Origin of the sequence: Arenimonas sp. MALMAid1274, from assembly GCF_049195245.1 — a bacterium.
Taxonomy (GTDB): domain Bacteria; phylum Pseudomonadota; class Gammaproteobacteria; order Xanthomonadales; family Xanthomonadaceae; genus Arenimonas.
Genome location: NZ_JBMIRR010000027.1, coordinates 355,753 through 368,741, shown reverse-complemented (window position 1 = coordinate 368,741; position 12,989 = coordinate 355,753). Strand labels below are relative to the sequence as shown.

Annotated in this window: 14 protein-coding genes; 6 read left to right on the top strand and 8 right to left on the bottom strand. The window is 70.4% G+C overall.

The genetic code is table 11. From position 1 onward, the window contains the following. Window positions 1-20: 20 nt before the first annotated feature. The 7 genes from fabF to ACOQFR_RS10225 form a co-directional block, all read right to left on the bottom strand. Window positions 21-1,259 (bottom strand): beta-ketoacyl-ACP synthase II, encoded by a 1,239-nt coding sequence (gene fabF / locus ACOQFR_RS10255; protein WP_421381522.1) that lies wholly within the window; start codon window positions 1,257-1,259, stop codon window positions 21-23. A gap of 123 nt (window positions 1,260-1,382) precedes the next feature. After that, the gene (gene acpP, locus ACOQFR_RS10250) at window positions 1,383-1,622 is read right to left on the bottom strand and encodes an acyl carrier protein (RefSeq protein WP_034210536.1); all 240 of its coding nucleotides are present in this window, start codon (window positions 1,620-1,622) and stop codon (window positions 1,383-1,385) included. A gap of 131 nt (window positions 1,623-1,753) precedes the next feature. Beyond that, complete coding sequence (gene fabG / locus ACOQFR_RS10245) at window positions 1,754-2,497, bottom strand: 3-oxoacyl-ACP reductase FabG (RefSeq protein ID WP_421381519.1); 744 nt, start codon at window positions 2,495-2,497, stop codon at window positions 1,754-1,756. Between the two features lie 187 nt (window positions 2,498-2,684). After that, the gene (gene fabD / locus ACOQFR_RS10240) at window positions 2,685-3,620 is read right to left on the bottom strand and encodes an ACP S-malonyltransferase (RefSeq protein WP_421381517.1); all 936 of its coding nucleotides are present in this window, start codon (window positions 3,618-3,620) and stop codon (window positions 2,685-2,687) included. A gap of 114 nt (window positions 3,621-3,734) precedes the next feature. Beyond that, window positions 3,735-4,715, bottom strand: coding sequence for a beta-ketoacyl-ACP synthase III (locus tag ACOQFR_RS10235; RefSeq protein ID WP_421381515.1), 981 nt, complete (start codon window positions 4,713-4,715; stop codon window positions 3,735-3,737). A gap of 131 nt (window positions 4,716-4,846) precedes the next feature. Then, complete coding sequence (gene rpmF / locus ACOQFR_RS10230) at window positions 4,847-5,041, bottom strand: 50S ribosomal protein L32 (RefSeq protein WP_421381513.1); 195 nt, start codon at window positions 5,039-5,041, stop codon at window positions 4,847-4,849. Window positions 5,042-5,054: 13 nt separating this feature from the next. Continuing rightward, window positions 5,055-5,570: a YceD family protein gene (locus tag ACOQFR_RS10225; RefSeq protein WP_421381511.1), complete on the bottom strand. Its 516-nt coding sequence runs from the start codon at window positions 5,568-5,570 to the stop codon at window positions 5,055-5,057. A gap of 121 nt (window positions 5,571-5,691) precedes the next feature. On the opposite strand from ACOQFR_RS10225, the gene ACOQFR_RS10220 reads away from it, so the two are divergent. Together ACOQFR_RS10220 and ACOQFR_RS10215 are read left to right on the top strand one after the other, a co-directional pair. Next, on the top strand, window positions 5,692-6,171 hold the full coding sequence (locus ACOQFR_RS10220) for a hypothetical protein (protein ID WP_421381509.1): 480 nt from the start codon (window positions 5,692-5,694) through the stop codon (window positions 6,169-6,171). Between the two features lie 8 nt (window positions 6,172-6,179). Continuing rightward, complete coding sequence (locus ACOQFR_RS10215; RefSeq protein ID WP_421381507.1) at window positions 6,180-6,749, top strand: Maf family protein; 570 nt, start codon at window positions 6,180-6,182, stop codon at window positions 6,747-6,749. Here ACOQFR_RS10215 and ACOQFR_RS10210 read toward each other — a convergent pair. Then, window positions 6,746-8,578, bottom strand: coding sequence for a glycosyltransferase family 39 protein (locus ACOQFR_RS10210; protein ID WP_421381505.1), 1,833 nt, complete (start codon window positions 8,576-8,578; stop codon window positions 6,746-6,748). The genes ACOQFR_RS10215 and ACOQFR_RS10210 overlap by 4 nt on opposite strands. A gap of 52 nt (window positions 8,579-8,630) precedes the next feature. Here ACOQFR_RS10210 and ACOQFR_RS10205 point away from each other — a divergent pair, with 52 nt between their 5' ends. Genes ACOQFR_RS10205 through ACOQFR_RS10190 form a run of 4 tightly spaced genes read left to right on the top strand, consistent with a single transcriptional unit; the run spans window position 8,631 to window position 12,985 of the window. After that, the gene (locus ACOQFR_RS10205) at window positions 8,631-9,584 is read left to right on the top strand and encodes an AAA family ATPase (protein ID WP_421381503.1); all 954 of its coding nucleotides are present in this window, start codon (window positions 8,631-8,633) and stop codon (window positions 9,582-9,584) included. A 23-nt stretch (window positions 9,585-9,607) separates the two neighbouring features. Continuing rightward, a complete protein-coding gene (locus tag ACOQFR_RS10200; RefSeq protein ID WP_421383271.1) occupies window positions 9,608-10,558 on the top strand; it encodes a DUF58 domain-containing protein in 951 nt (316 codons plus the stop codon). Continuing rightward, a complete protein-coding gene (locus ACOQFR_RS10195) occupies window positions 10,551-12,524 on the top strand; it encodes a transglutaminase TgpA family protein (protein WP_421381501.1) in 1,974 nt (657 codons plus the stop codon). Before ACOQFR_RS10200 ends, ACOQFR_RS10195 begins: the two co-directional genes overlap by 8 nt. Next, a complete protein-coding gene (locus ACOQFR_RS10190; protein ID WP_421381499.1) occupies window positions 12,521-12,985 on the top strand; it encodes a Slp family lipoprotein in 465 nt (154 codons plus the stop codon). The genes ACOQFR_RS10195 and ACOQFR_RS10190 overlap by 4 nt, the downstream gene beginning before the upstream one ends. Window positions 12,986-12,989 lie beyond the last annotated feature (4 nt).

Genomic DNA, 12,989 nt, shown 5'->3' with positions numbered 1-12,989 from the left:
CGGCGTGGCCCGGGGGACGATCAGATCTTCCGGAACACGAGGGTGCCGTTGGTGCCGCCGAAGCCGAAGCCGTTGGACACCGCCACGTCCACCTGCGCCTGGCGCGCGGTATTGGGCACGTAGTCCAGGTCGCAGCCTTCGCCCGGGTTGTCCAGGTTGATGGTGGGCGGAATCACGCCGGTGTGCAGGGCCAGCACGGTGAAGATGGCCTCGACGCCGCCGGCCGCGCCCAGCAGGTGGCCGGTCATGGACTTGGTGGAGCTGACCATCGTCTTGTAGGCGTGGTCGCCGAAGGCGCGCTTCACCGCCAGCGTCTCGGCCAGGTCGCCCAGCGGCGTGGAGGTGCCGTGCGCGTTGAGGTAGCCGACCTGGTCCGGGTTGACCCTGGCATCGCGCAGCGCCATCGCCATGCAGCGCGCGGGACCGTCGCCGTTCTCGCTGGGCGCGGTCATGTGGTTGGCGTCGGAACTGGCGCCGAAGCCGGCGAGCTCGCAGTAGATGCGGGCGCCGCGGGCCTTGGCGTGCTCGTACTCCTCCAGGATCAGGATGCCGGCGCCGTCGCCGAGCACGAAGCCGTCGCGGTCCTTGTCCCAGGGGCGCGAGGCGCGCAGCGGATCGTCGTTGCGGGTGGACATGGCCTTCATCGAGCAGAAGCCGGCCACCGAGGTCGGCGTGGTGCCGTGCTCGGCGCCACCGGCCACCATGATGTCGGCGTCGCCGTACTGGATCATGCGCATGGCCATGCCGATGGAATGGTTGGAGGTGGCGCAGGCCGACACGGCCGAGAAGTTCGGCCCCTTGATGCCCTTGATGATGGTCAGCTGGCCCGGAAGCATGTTGATGATGGTGCTGGGCACGTAGAAGGGCGACACCTTGCGCGGGCCGCCCTCGTGCAGGTCGATGGCGGTGTCCTCGATGCCGCGCACGCCGCCGATGCCGGCGCCGATCAGCGCGCCGATGCGCTCGGCGTTGTCGTCGGTCACCACCAGGCCGGCGTCGTCCATGGCCGCGAAGCTGGCGGCCAGACCGTAGTGGATGAAGGTGTCCATCTTCTTGACGTCCTTCGGCGGCAGGAAGGACTTGGCGTCGAAGTCGCGCACTTCGCCGGCGATGCGGGTGGCATACGCGGCGGGGTCGAAGTGCGTGATCGGGCCGATGCCGCAGCGGCCGGCCTGGATGCTGTCCCAGGCCGAAGCCAGGGTATTGCCGATGGGCGAGACGATGCCCATACCGGTGACGACGACACGACGTTGGCTCATGGCGATGCTCCGCAATCCAGGACTGGCGCGCGACCTTGCCGCGCATGCGCCGGCGTACTGCACCGGCGCCTGAAACGCGCAGGGCCGCGCAAGCGCGGCCCCGGCGTGGTACCCGTCAGGCGATCAGGCCTTGACGTGGGCCTTGATGTAATCGATGGCCTGCTGCACCGAAGTGATCTTCTCGGCCTCTTCGTCCGGGATCTCGCACTCGAACTCTTCCTCGAGGGCCATGACCAGCTCGACGGTGTCCAGCGAGTCGGCGCCGAGGTCGTCCACGAACGAGGCGTTCACGGTGACTTCCTCTTCCTTCACGCCCAACTGCTCGATGACGATTTTCTTGACGCGTTCTTCGATGCTGCTCATGGATCGTTCTCCTCCCGGAGCGTTTGTTTTCGGGCGCATTGTAATCAAATGCTGGTCGCGGCGGGCGCCGATGCGGCCGCGACCGGTATGGGGTGCCGGGATTCTAGCGCAATTCCAGCCATTGCAAGGGCTTAGGGCATGTACATGCCGCCGTTGACGTGCAGGGTCTCGCCGGTGATGTAGGCCGCCGAGGGGCCGGCCAGGAAGGCCACGGCGCGGGCGATGTCGGCCGGCTCGCCCAGGCGGCCCAGGGCGATCTGCCCGACCAACGCCTCGCGGGACGCCTCGGGCAGGCCCTTGGTCATGTCGGTCTGGATGAAGCCCGGCGCGACCACGTTGACGGTGACGCCGCGGCTGCCGATCTCCTTGGCCAGCGACTTGCTGAAGGCGATGATGCCGGCCTTGGCCGCCGCGTAGTTGGCCTGCCCGGCATTGCCGGTGACGCCGATCACCGAGGCGATGTTGATGATGCGGCCGCGGCGCGCCTTCATCATGCCGCGCATCACCGCCTTGCTGGTGCGGAATACCGAGCTGAGGTTGGTGTCGAGGATGGCCTGCCAGTCCTCTTCCTTCATCCGCATCAGCAGGTTGTCCCGGGTGATGCCAGCGTTGTTGACCAGGATCGAAACCGGTCCGAATTCGCTGCCGATGGCGTCTACTAGCGCATCCACCGCGGCGCTGTCGGTGACGTTGAGCAGGCGCCCCGCGCCGCCGCTGGCCGAGAGCCGCTCGTGGATGGCCGCCGCGCCGGACTCGGTGGTGGCCGTGCCGATCACGCGGGCGCCCTGGGCCGCCAGCTCGTCGGCGATGGCGGCGCCGATGCCGCGGCTGGCGCCGGTGACCAGCGCGATTTCACCCTTCAGTACATCGTTCATGGGGGTTCCTGTTCAAGGGCATTCTGGCCACGGATTTACGCGGATGAACGCGGATTGAGCCATTGGTGGGAAAAGGGTCGTGAGGTCCGCAACAAAAAAGTGGCCTGATCGCGCGGTCATCCGCAGTTCGCTGAAGATTCGCTCTTGATCCGCGCCCATCCGCGTGAATCCGCGGCCAGAAATGCTACTACCAGTCGGCCAGTGCGGCATCGAAATCGGCGGCGGCACCCAGGGCGCGGGCTTCCAGGGACTTGTCGATGCGCTTGGCGAGGCCGGACAGCACTTTGCCGGGGCCGCATTCGGCCAGGCGGGTGGCGCCGCGGGCCGCGAGGGACTGCACGCAGTCGGTCCAGCGCACCGGCAGGTAGAGCTGGCGGACCAGGGCATCGCGCACCGCCTGGCTGCCTGCGTGCACTTCGCCGTCGACGTTCTGCACCACCGGGATGCGCGCCTCCTGCCAGGCCATCGCCGCCATCACTTCGGACAGGCGGTTGGCCGCTTCGCGCATCAGCGGCGTGTGCGAGGGCACCGACACCGCCAGCTTGACGGTCTTGCGCACACCGCGCGCCGCCAGCTCGGCCAGGGCGCGATCCACGGCGGTGGCGTGGCCGCCGATCACCACCTGGCCCGGCGAGTTGTAGTTGGCGGGGACGACCACGTCGTCGGCGGAGACGAACCCGCAGACCTCGGCCACCAGCGCGTCCTCGGTGCCGAGCACGGCGGCCATGGCACCGGTGCCGGCCGGCACCGCCAGCTGCATCAGGCGGCCCCGTTCGCGCACCAGCCGCGCGCCGTCGCCCAGGCTCAGCGCGCCGGCCGCGACCAGCGCCGCGTACTCGCCGAGGCTGTGACCGGCCAGCAGCCCGGGGGTCTCGCCGCCGCGCGCCTGCCAGGTGCGCCAGACGGCCACGCCGGCCGCAAGCAGGGCGGGCTGGGTGAACTCGGTCTGGTTGAGCTGCTCCTCGGGCCCGGACTGCGACAGCGTCCACAGGTCCACCCCGGCGCCTGCCGACGCTTCGTCGAAGGTTTCGCGCACTTCGGGGTGGGCCGCGGCGAGGTCGGCCAGCATGCCCAGCGACTGGGATCCCTGGCCGGGAAAGACGAAGGCGAGCGATGGGCTCATGCGGAAGACTCGTTCAAGGGCGGGACGCCCGGGCCCTGGCCCCGGCGATTCGGGAATCATAAGCCAGCGCCCGCGCCGGGCGTCTGTACCGCCGCGTAGGGTGCGTGCCGCGCCTCAGTAGCGCAGCAGCGCCGAACCCCAGGTGAAACCACCGCCGAAGGCCTCGAGCAGCAGCAGCTGGCCGCGCTGCACCTTGCCCGAGCGGATGGCCTCGTCCAGCGCCAGCGGCACCGAACCGGCCGAGGTGTTGCCGTGCTTGTGCACGGTTACGATGACGCGGTCCATCGGCATCTGCAGGCGCTTGGCGGTGGCCTCGATGATGCGAAGGTTGGCCTGGTGCGGAATCAGCCAGTCCAGGTCGGCCTTGTCCAGGCCGTTGGCGGCGAGCGTTTCGTCCACCAACGAATCCAGCGCCTTGACGGCATGCTTGAAGACCTCGTTGCCGGTCATCAGCACGCGCACGCCGGCGTTTTTCTCCTCGGGCTTGAAGCCCACCGAGACGCCGACCGGGTTGTACAGCAGTTCCTTCTTGCCGCCGTCGGCGTGCAGGTGCGTGGACAGGATGCCGGTCTCGGTGTCGGCCTTGAGCACCACCGCGCCGGCGCCGTCGCCGAACAGCACGCAGGTGTTGCGGTCGGACCAGTCGAGCATGCGGGTCAGCGTCTCGGCGCCGACCACCAGCACGGTCTTCGCCACGCCGGAGCGGATGTAGGCATTGCCGACGCTGAGCGCATAGATGAAGCCCGAGCAGGCGGCGTTGACGTCGAACGCCGCGCAGCCGTTGGCACCCAGGCGGTGCTGCAGCAGGCAGGCGGTGGACGGGAAGATCAGGTCGGGCGTGGTGGTGCCCACGACGATCATGTCCAGGTCGGCGGCGGTGACGCCGGCGGCCTGCATCGCGGCGATCGAGGCGCGCTCGGCCAGGTCGCAGGTGGTCTCGCCCTCGACCACGACGTGGCGCTGGCGGATGCCGGTGCGCGAAGTGATCCACTCGTCGCTGGTCTCGACGAACTGCTCGAGGTCCTTGTTGGTCAGGATCTTGTCCGGCAGGCCGCTGCCGGTGCCGGCGATACGCGCGTACGTGGTCATCTTCATCCCTTCCCTGCCGGCGGTCCGGTGCGCCGGCGACGGCGCGCGCGGACCCGAGTCCACAAATGCACACGGCGGGACCAGGCCCGCCGTGTTCAGCATAAATCCATTCCGCCCCGGTGGGGCGAGGCCTGGACTCAGTCTTCGGCAACCACCGAGGACTTGGTCGCGATGACCTTCTTGCCACGGTAGTAGCCGTCCTTGGTCACGTGGTGGCGGATGTGCGTCTCGCCCGAGGTCGGGTCGGTCGAGAGCTGCTTGGCGGTGAGCGCGTCGTGCGAGCGGCGCTGGCCGCGGCGGGACGGGGTGACACGGGATTTCTGGACGGCCATGGTCTGTCTCCAACTACTTCTTGTGTGCCTTCAACGCGGCGAGCGCGGCGAAAGGGTTCGGTTTTTCTTCAACCTCCACGTCGGCGGGCCATTCGGCCGTGACCTCAGTGGAGCGTGGATCTATCGGTACCACCGGGATGGCGAGGATGAGTTCGTCCTCGACCAGCTCGGCCGGATGCAGCTCGCCATCGGCGCCCAGCAGGATCGGCTCCACGCCCTCGGGCAGTGCCGACTCCTGCGCCTCGTCGGTGATCAGCCCGAGGCGCTGGGACAGCGTGACCGGATGCAGGAAGCGCTCCAGCGTACGCTGGCACTGCAGCGGGAGCTCGGCCTCGATGCGCAGGTCGACATAACGCATGTCGAGCACCGCATCACGGCCGAATTCCATCTCGAAACGGACCTCGCCCTCGGCATCCACCAGGCCGTCGCGCAGCCGGGTCATCCCCGACAGCGGCAACACGCCATCGAAGCGCCGCTTGGCCACGACCATGCGCCAGGCATCGAGCACAGGAGGCAGGGACGCGGACATAAGAGCGAAATGATAGGCGCCAGACCCCGTCATGTCAAACCTAAGCCTTTGCGGGGGCTGGGGTTTGCCGGCCTCGCCAGCCCTGGTGCAGACTGCCTGCCTCTGTCCGGAACCCGCCTGAATGCCCAATCCCATCGTGCTGGCCGGGCTGATCGCCCTGGCGCTGGCCCTTCCCCTGCTCTGGTACCTGCTGCGCAGCCGCCGCCGCGACCGCAGCCTGGAGCGCCTGCTGGACCTGGCCGACGAGATGCAGGCCCTGCTCGACCGCAGCCAGGAGCGCATGCAGGCCATGCAGTCGGTGGTGGGCCGGGTGCCGGCCGACATCGCTGCGGTGGCCCATGCCTCGCTCGACAGCACCCTGCCGATCCGCGAGGCCAAGCGCGACGTGCTGCAGCACCGTCTCTGGATCCAGAAACATGGCGACACCGCCACCCAGGCCGAGCTGGACACCGCCTGCGCCGCGCTGGACCGGGCCCGCACCCGGCTGTCTGCACAGCTCACCGAGCTGGAGCGCGCCGGTGCCGAACTGGCGGAAGCCACCGAGGCCAGCGCCGAAGCCGCGCGCCGCGAGCCCCCGACCCTGCGCCGCGACCCGGGCTGAGCCTGGCCATGCTGGTCCTCGCTTCCACCTCGCCCTACCGTCGCGAGCTGCTGGCGCGGCTGCAGCTGCCCTTCGAGGTCGACCGGCCCGACGTGGACGAGGCAGCCCTGCCCGGCGAAGCCCCGTCCCACCTGGCCCGGCGCCTGGCCGAAGCCAAGGCCCGCGCGGTCTCGGCACGCCACCCGGGACGCTGGGTGCTGGGCTCGGACCAGGTGGCCGAGCTTGATGGCCAACCGCTGGGAAAGCCCGGCACCCAGCCCGCGGCCCAGGCGCAGCTGCTGGCGGCATCCGGCCGTGAGCTGCACTTCCATACCGCGTATTGCCTCGTACGCGATGGCCTGCCCGCGATCGCCGGGCAGGACCTGACGTCGGTGGTGTTCCGCGAGCTGGACCCCGTTGAAATCAGCCGCTATCTCGACGCCGAGCAGCCCTACGACTGCGCCGGCAGCTTCAAGTGCGAAGGCCTGGGCATCAGCCTGTTCCGGGCGATCCGCAGCACCGACCCGACCGCGCTGGTCGGCCTGCCGCTGATCGCCCTGTCGCAATCGCTGCGCGAGGCCGGCTTCGTCCTGCCCTAGCGGATCGTCACCGCCTGCGCCGGCCACGGCTCGCGGCGGCCGTCCGCGGTGTGCAGGACCAGGCCCAGCCATGCCCGGCCGGGCGCACGCCCCGACAGGTCCACCTGTGCCTCGAATCCGACGCCCGCATCCGCGTCCCGGATGCCCCAGTAGTCGAGCACGTCGGGCCGCGGCTTCCCGTAGTCCGCGACCGCCACGACCGTGCCGTCCAGGGTGACGTCCACCCGCACCACGTCGCTGCCTTCCGCCAACGCCCAGCCACGCAGCGTGATCTCACCGGCAACAGCCTGCCCGGGCAAGGGCGCGTCCAGCCACGCCAGCGCGGGCATCACGCAGGCCTGCCCCGGGGCATCGAGCCGGAACAGCAGGAAGCGCTTGCGGCCCTGGTCCACCGGCAGCACGCGGGCGGCAGGCAGGCCGCCCGTCCGGTCGCAGAGATCGCGGTAGGCCTGCAGGCGGGACTTGAGCGGCCGCGCGCTGTCCTCGACCACCAGCAGCACGGGGCCCGCGCCCCAGTCCGCGCGCCCGCGGCTGAGCAGGCCCCAATCGGACAGCTGCACCGCGCGCCCGTGCTTGGCATTGAGCGGGTGCTCGAGCACGGCAATGTCGCCCTGGTCGCGCGCGAACGCCAGCTGCGCGCCGAGCATGAAATTGTCGGCCACCAGCCGCGTGTCGTCGGGCAGCGTGGCCAGCTCCTCGTCGACCGCCTGCGCCACCTCCTGCCAGCCGGAAAAATTGTCGGCATACGCCGGCCCCGACGCGAGCCAGCTCCGTCCTTGCGGCAGCGCGACCAGGACGAGGTAAACGATCATCGCCACCAGCCCCAGCGCCGCACCGCCGTACACAAGGCGCCGGGCCCACGGCCGCCAGCCGTCCAGCACGACCGGCGCGGCACAGGCTAGGGCCAGCCATCCCGCCAGCGGCCAGTGGAAACTCACGCGCTCGCTGTCGGCGAGGAAGCCCAGAGCGAAATAGCCGACCACCGACACCAGGCCCAGCCCCAGCAGCAGCGCCCAGGCCGGGGCGGCCGCGCGCCGCCGGCCACAGGCCACCAGCGTGGCCAGCAGCAGCACGAACAGGCCCGGCGTCACCACCAGGGCCTGCACCAGCGGCCACCACAGGCCCGCCGGCTGCAGCTGGCCCCAGGGATGCCGGTCCACGAACTGGAACTCCAGTCCCGCACCCGCATGCCCCAGGTTCCAGGCCAGCAGCGGCAGCCAGGCGGCCGCGCCCAGCGCCACCGCCAGCCACAGGCCGGGCTCGCGCAGCAGCGCCCGCCCGCGGGCCACACAAAGCAGGCCCACCAGCCCGGCCGCGATCACCAGCACGAAGCGATAGTGCGAGAACGCACCCAGCGCCAGGCCCAGCGCCAACTGCGCCCAGCCTGCGGGGCCGACGCGTTCGAGCAGCCGCGCGAACGCATCCAGGCACAGCAGCGAGGCCAACAGCATCGGCACGTCGGGCAGGGCCAGCACACCCATCAGCCCCGACAGCGGCATCAACAGGGCCAGCAGGCCCGCACGCCAGCCCATGTCGTTTCCGAACCAGCGTCGCGCGATCCGCACCACGAGCCACGGCAGCGCCGAGCCCAACAGCAGGAACATCGAGCGCATCGCCAGCGGATGCTGCCCGCCCACTTCGGTGCCGACGCGGATCATCCACGCGGTCAGGCCCGGCAGGTCGGAATAGGCCCAGGCCAGGCGACGACTCTCGAGCGCGTAGAAGGCTTCGTCGCCGAAGGGCTGCAGCGTCATCGCCAGCCACAGCTTGGCCAGGAGCAGCAGGCCCCAGGCCACGATGAATTTCACGCGCAACGAACTTGGGGCCATGCCAGCATCCGCGAGGGTTAGACTTCGACTCACCATTATCCGGATGCACGCCATGCACGCGCAGGCCATCGACGCCGCCATCGTAACCGACCGCACGCGGCAGGCCCTGGGCGATGCCCTGGACCAGGTCAACCGCCTGGTGCTGGGCAAGCCGCGCGAAGTGCGCCTGGCCTTCACCACGCTGCTGGCCGGCGGCCACCTGCTGATCGAAGACCTGCCGGGCCTGGGCAAGACCACGCTGGCGCGCGCGATGGCGGCCAGCCTGGGCCTGGATTTCCAGCGCATGCAGTTCACGTCCGACCTGCTGCCCTCGGACATCATCGGCGTGTCCATCTTCGACCAGACCGCGCGCGAGTTCCGCTTCCACGCCGGCCCGGTGTTCACCCAGCTGCTGCTGGCCGACGAGATCAACCGCGCGCCGCCGCGCACGCAGAGCGCCCTGCTCGAGGCCATGGCCGAACACCAGGTGACGGTGGACGGCGTCAGCCATTCCCTGCCCCAGCCCTTCTTCGTCGTGGCCACCCAGAACCCGGTAGACCTGGCCGGCACCTTCCCGCTGCCCGATTCGCAGATGGACCGGTTCCTGCTGCGCATCAAGCTGGGCTATCCCGATGCCACCGCCGAGCGCGAGATGCTGGCCGGCGAGGACCGGCGCGACCTGATCGCGCAGAGCCTTCCGCGGCTGGGCGGCGACGACGTGCTGTCGCTGCGGTCCGCGGTCGAAAAACTGCATGCCAGTCCCGCGCTGGTGAACTACGTGCAGGCGCTGCTGCAGGAAAGCCGCCGGCATCCGGGCGTGCAGGTCGGCCTGTCGCCGCGCGCGGGCCTGGGCCTGCTGCGCGGTGCGCGCGCGCATGCCCTGCTGGACGGGCGCAGCCATGTGCAGCCCGAGGACGTGCAGGCGCTGTTCGCGCAGGTGGCGGCGCACCGGCTGGTACCGGAATCGGAATCGGCCGGCCGCGACGCGCTGGCCGAAAGCATCCTTCGCACGGTGGCCGTGGACTGACGGCGGTGGCCCGCCCGCGCGACATGATCGAACGCTTCAGCGACCGGCTGGCGAACCTGCCGCTGGTGCGGCCGCGCGCCACCGAAACGCTGCCCATCCACATCGACCGTCGCCGGGTGTATGTACTGCCGACCGCCTTCGGGCTGTTCCTGGCGGGCATGCTGGCGACCATGCTGCTGGGCGGACTCAACTACAACAACAATCCGGCGCTGCTGCTGGCCTTCGTGATGATCGCGGTGGCGCACAACAGCCTGGTGCATGCGCACCTGACGCTGTCGGGGCTGCGGCTGGTAGCCCTGCATGCCGAGCCGGTGCATGCCGGCCGGCCCCTCCTGCTGCGCGCCGCCTTCGAAGCCGGCGGCAACCGGCAGCGTGGGGGACTTGAACTTCGCGCGATGCACCAGGAAGCCTTCTTCGACCTGGCTCCCGGCGAGCGCCGCGAAGTGGTGCTGGCCCTGCCCACCGAGCAGCGGGGCTGGTTGAGCCCCGGGCGACTGCGGGTGGCGACCGTGCGCCCGTTCGGACTGGCGCGCGCCTGGTCCTGGCTGCGCCCGGACCTGCGCCTGCTGGTTTATCCCGCGCCCGAACCGGAGGGCGTGGCCCTGCCCGACCTGGGCGGCGATGGCCAGTCCACGCGCACCCGTTCGCATGGGGAACAGCCGCACCACCTGCGCGACTACCGTGCCGGCGATGCGCTTCGGCAGATCGCGTGGAAGGCCTCCGCGCGTGCCGACCGCATGATGGTGCGCGAATATGAAGCCAGCGCGCAGCGCGAGATCGAGCTGGACTGGTACGCCTTGGGCACGCTGGCCTATGAGGCACGCATACGGCGGCTGACGCGCTGGGTGCTGGACGCCGAACGCCAGGGCAGCCGCTACCGGCTGCGCCTGCCGGCCGCGCTGGTCGGACCCGGCAGCGGCGCCGAACATCGCCACGCCTGCCTGCGCGCGCTGGCGCTGCTGCCCCGTGGCTGAGGTCCTGCCGCGCCGGGTGCGGCTGCTGTCCCTCGCGGCCGCGGGGGCCTGCCTGCTGCCGCTGCTGCTGCAGTTGCCCACGGGATTGGCATGGGGCCTGGTTGCCGTGGCGGCGGTCGGCGTATCGGCCGCGCGGCAGTGGCCGGTGTTCTCGAGGCTGACCCTGCTGGCCCTGCTGGGCAGCTACGTCCTGGTCAGCCACGGATTCAGCCTGGGCCGCGACACCGGTTGCGCGATGCTGGCGACGTTGCTGGCGCTCAAGCCCTTCGAAACGCACCGCCTGCGCGATGCGCGCAGCCTGCTGGGCTTCTCGCTGTTCGCGCCGTTCGCCGCCTTCCTGCAGGACCAGGGTCCGCTGGTCCTGGCCCTGGCACTGCCGGCAATGGCGCTGTGGCTGCTGGCGCTGGCGGTGCTGGCCGAGCAGGTGCCGGGTGCGCCACCGACCCGCGTTGACCGGGGCCGCGCACGCGACATCGCACTGGCCGTGACGCTGGCCGTGCCACTGGCGCTGGCGGGTTTCTGGCTGTTCCCGCGCCTCGGCAGCCCGATGTGGGGCCTGCCGGAAAACGCGCTGGGCCGCAGCGGCCTCAGTGACCGCATGACGCCGGATGAGTGGGTGGAGCTATTCGCCGACGACGCCCCCGTCCTTCGCGCCCGCTTCACCGCCAGGCAGCCGCGAAGCGACGACTTGTACTGGCGTGCACAGGTGCTGACCTGGTTCGATGGCAGGACCTGGAGCCGCGGCGCGGAGCCGGCCCAGGCAGCGCCCGAGCGCCGGTTCGAGGCCGCCGACGTGCTGGATTACGAAGTGACGATGGAGCCGACCGACCTGCGTTACCTCGTGACGTTGGACCAGCCCGTGGCCGCGCCGGAGGGTGGGCAGCTGGCGCATGACCTCACCGTGTCAACGCCCGCGCCGGTGGTCGCGCTGGTACGTTACTCGGGCAGATCGGTGTCGAATGCGCGGCAGGTGTTTCCGCTGGCGCCGGAGGAAGAACGCGCCGCGCTGTCGCTGCCGCGCGATCTCAACCCGCGCATGCGGGCGTTGGCCCTTCAATGGCGCAACGAGGCCGCCGGCGACGACGTCGCCGTCGTCCGGCGAGCCTTGGCCTGGATCGGGGAGGATTTCAGCTACAGCCTCACGGTGCCGCCAAGCGGACGCCACGCGGTGGACGATTTCCTGTTCGATACCCGGGTCGGCTTCTGCCAACACTACAGTTCCGCGTTCACCAACCTGATGCGCGCGGCGGGCATCCCGTCACGGGTCGTGGTGGGCTACGCCGGCGGCTATCGAAACCCGTATGGCGAGTACTGGGTAGTGCGCAAGATGGACGCGCATGCCTGGAGCGAAGTCTGGCTGCGAGGTCGGGGCTGGATCCGGGTGGACCCCACCGCTGCAGTGGCGCCCGAGCGCGTGCTCGACACGGTGCAGGACTTGGCCCGTGCCGAGGCCCTGCTACCCGATGCCTTCACCCCGTTGCGCGACTTCGGCGACTGGGCCCGGCGCGGCTGGAACGACATGGTTCTGGGCTTCAACGCCGCCCGGCAGGCGAGCTTGCTGCGTCCGCTCGGCATCGAGCAGGCAAGCGCGGGCCAGTTGGCGGCAGCGTTCGCGATCGGCGCCGGACTGGCGCTGGTTCTGACCTTGGCGATCCTGATGCGCGGCCGACCCCGATCACGCGATCCGCTGGAGCGGGCCTGGCAGCTGTTCACGCGCCGCCTGCGCCGCGTGGGGTTGGCCAAGGCACCGTCCGAGGCGCCGTTGAGCTTCGGGGAACGCGTCGCCTCCGCCCTGCCCGCACAGGCGGACCAGGTGCGCGCACTCAGCCGGCGTTACGCCGCCTGGCGCTACGCTGGCGTGCCCCTGGACGCGCGCGCCAAGGCCGCCCTCGCGTCCGAGCTGCGCGCCTACCGGCCCGGCAAACCGCAACCCGCGAACACCGCACCTGCAGGAGTTTCGCCATGAAGACGTTTCTTGCCCTGTCCGCCCTGCTTTGCCTGGCCGGCTGCGTCACTGCGCCCAAGGCCTTGCAGGGCGAGTACGCCGATCTGGGACCCGGCCAGGCTGCAAAGGCAGGTGCCGCGGGCGAACGCGTGCGCTGGGGCGGACGCATCGTCAAGGTCGAGCCGCTGGCGACGCAGAGCTGTTTCGAAGTCGTGGGCGTGCGCCTGGCCGCGGATGGCCGTCCGTTGGCGCGCGATCACAGCCAGGGCCGTTTCCTGGCCTGCCGCTCCGGCTTCTACGAACCCGAAATCTTCCAGCCGGGCCGCGAAGTCACGCTCACCGGCGTGATCGAAGGCTTCGAGCAGCGCAAGGTCGGCGACTACGACTACCGCTACCCGCGACTTGCCGCCGACGTGGTCTACCTCTGGCCCGAACGCCGGCAGGTGGACGTGATCGTGGAGCGCGCGCCGTTCTACTGGTGACCGC

What these genes read in the sequence shown, in the direction of transcription:
- acpP (WP_034210536.1), bottom strand. Translation starts at nt 1,622, where the DNA reads ATGAGCAGCATCGAAGAACGCGTCAAGAAAATCGTCATCGAGCAGTTG.
- ACOQFR_RS10215 (WP_421381507.1), top strand. Translation starts at nt 6,180, where the DNA reads ATGCTGGTCCTCGCTTCCACCTCGCCCTACCGTCGCGAGCTGCTGGCG.
- rpmF (WP_421381513.1), bottom strand. Translation starts at nt 5,041, where the DNA reads ATGGCCGTCCAGAAATCCCGTGTCACCCCGTCCCGCCGCGGCCAGCGC.
- fabG (WP_421381519.1), bottom strand. Translation starts at nt 2,497, where the DNA reads ATGAACGATGTACTGAAGGGTGAAATCGCGCTGGTCACCGGCGCCAGC.
- ACOQFR_RS10235 (WP_421381515.1), bottom strand. Translation starts at nt 4,715, where the DNA reads ATGAAGATGACCACGTACGCGCGTATCGCCGGCACCGGCAGCGGCCTG.
- ACOQFR_RS10225 (WP_421381511.1), bottom strand. Translation starts at nt 5,570, where the DNA reads ATGTCCGCGTCCCTGCCTCCTGTGCTCGATGCCTGGCGCATGGTCGTG.
- fabD (WP_421381517.1), bottom strand. Translation starts at nt 3,620, where the DNA reads ATGAGCCCATCGCTCGCCTTCGTCTTTCCCGGCCAGGGATCCCAGTCG.
- ACOQFR_RS10205 (WP_421381503.1), top strand. Translation starts at nt 8,631, where the DNA reads ATGCACGCGCAGGCCATCGACGCCGCCATCGTAACCGACCGCACGCGG.
- fabF (WP_421381522.1), bottom strand. Translation starts at nt 1,259, where the DNA reads ATGAGCCAACGTCGTGTCGTCGTCACCGGTATGGGCATCGTCTCGCCC.
- ACOQFR_RS10200 (WP_421383271.1), top strand. Translation starts at nt 9,608, where the DNA reads ATGATCGAACGCTTCAGCGACCGGCTGGCGAACCTGCCGCTGGTGCGG.
- ACOQFR_RS10210 (WP_421381505.1), bottom strand. Translation starts at nt 8,578, where the DNA reads ATGGCCCCAAGTTCGTTGCGCGTGAAATTCATCGTGGCCTGGGGCCTG.
- ACOQFR_RS10190 (WP_421381499.1), top strand. Translation starts at nt 12,521, where the DNA reads ATGAAGACGTTTCTTGCCCTGTCCGCCCTGCTTTGCCTGGCCGGCTGC.
- ACOQFR_RS10220 (WP_421381509.1), top strand. Translation starts at nt 5,692, where the DNA reads ATGCCCAATCCCATCGTGCTGGCCGGGCTGATCGCCCTGGCGCTGGCC.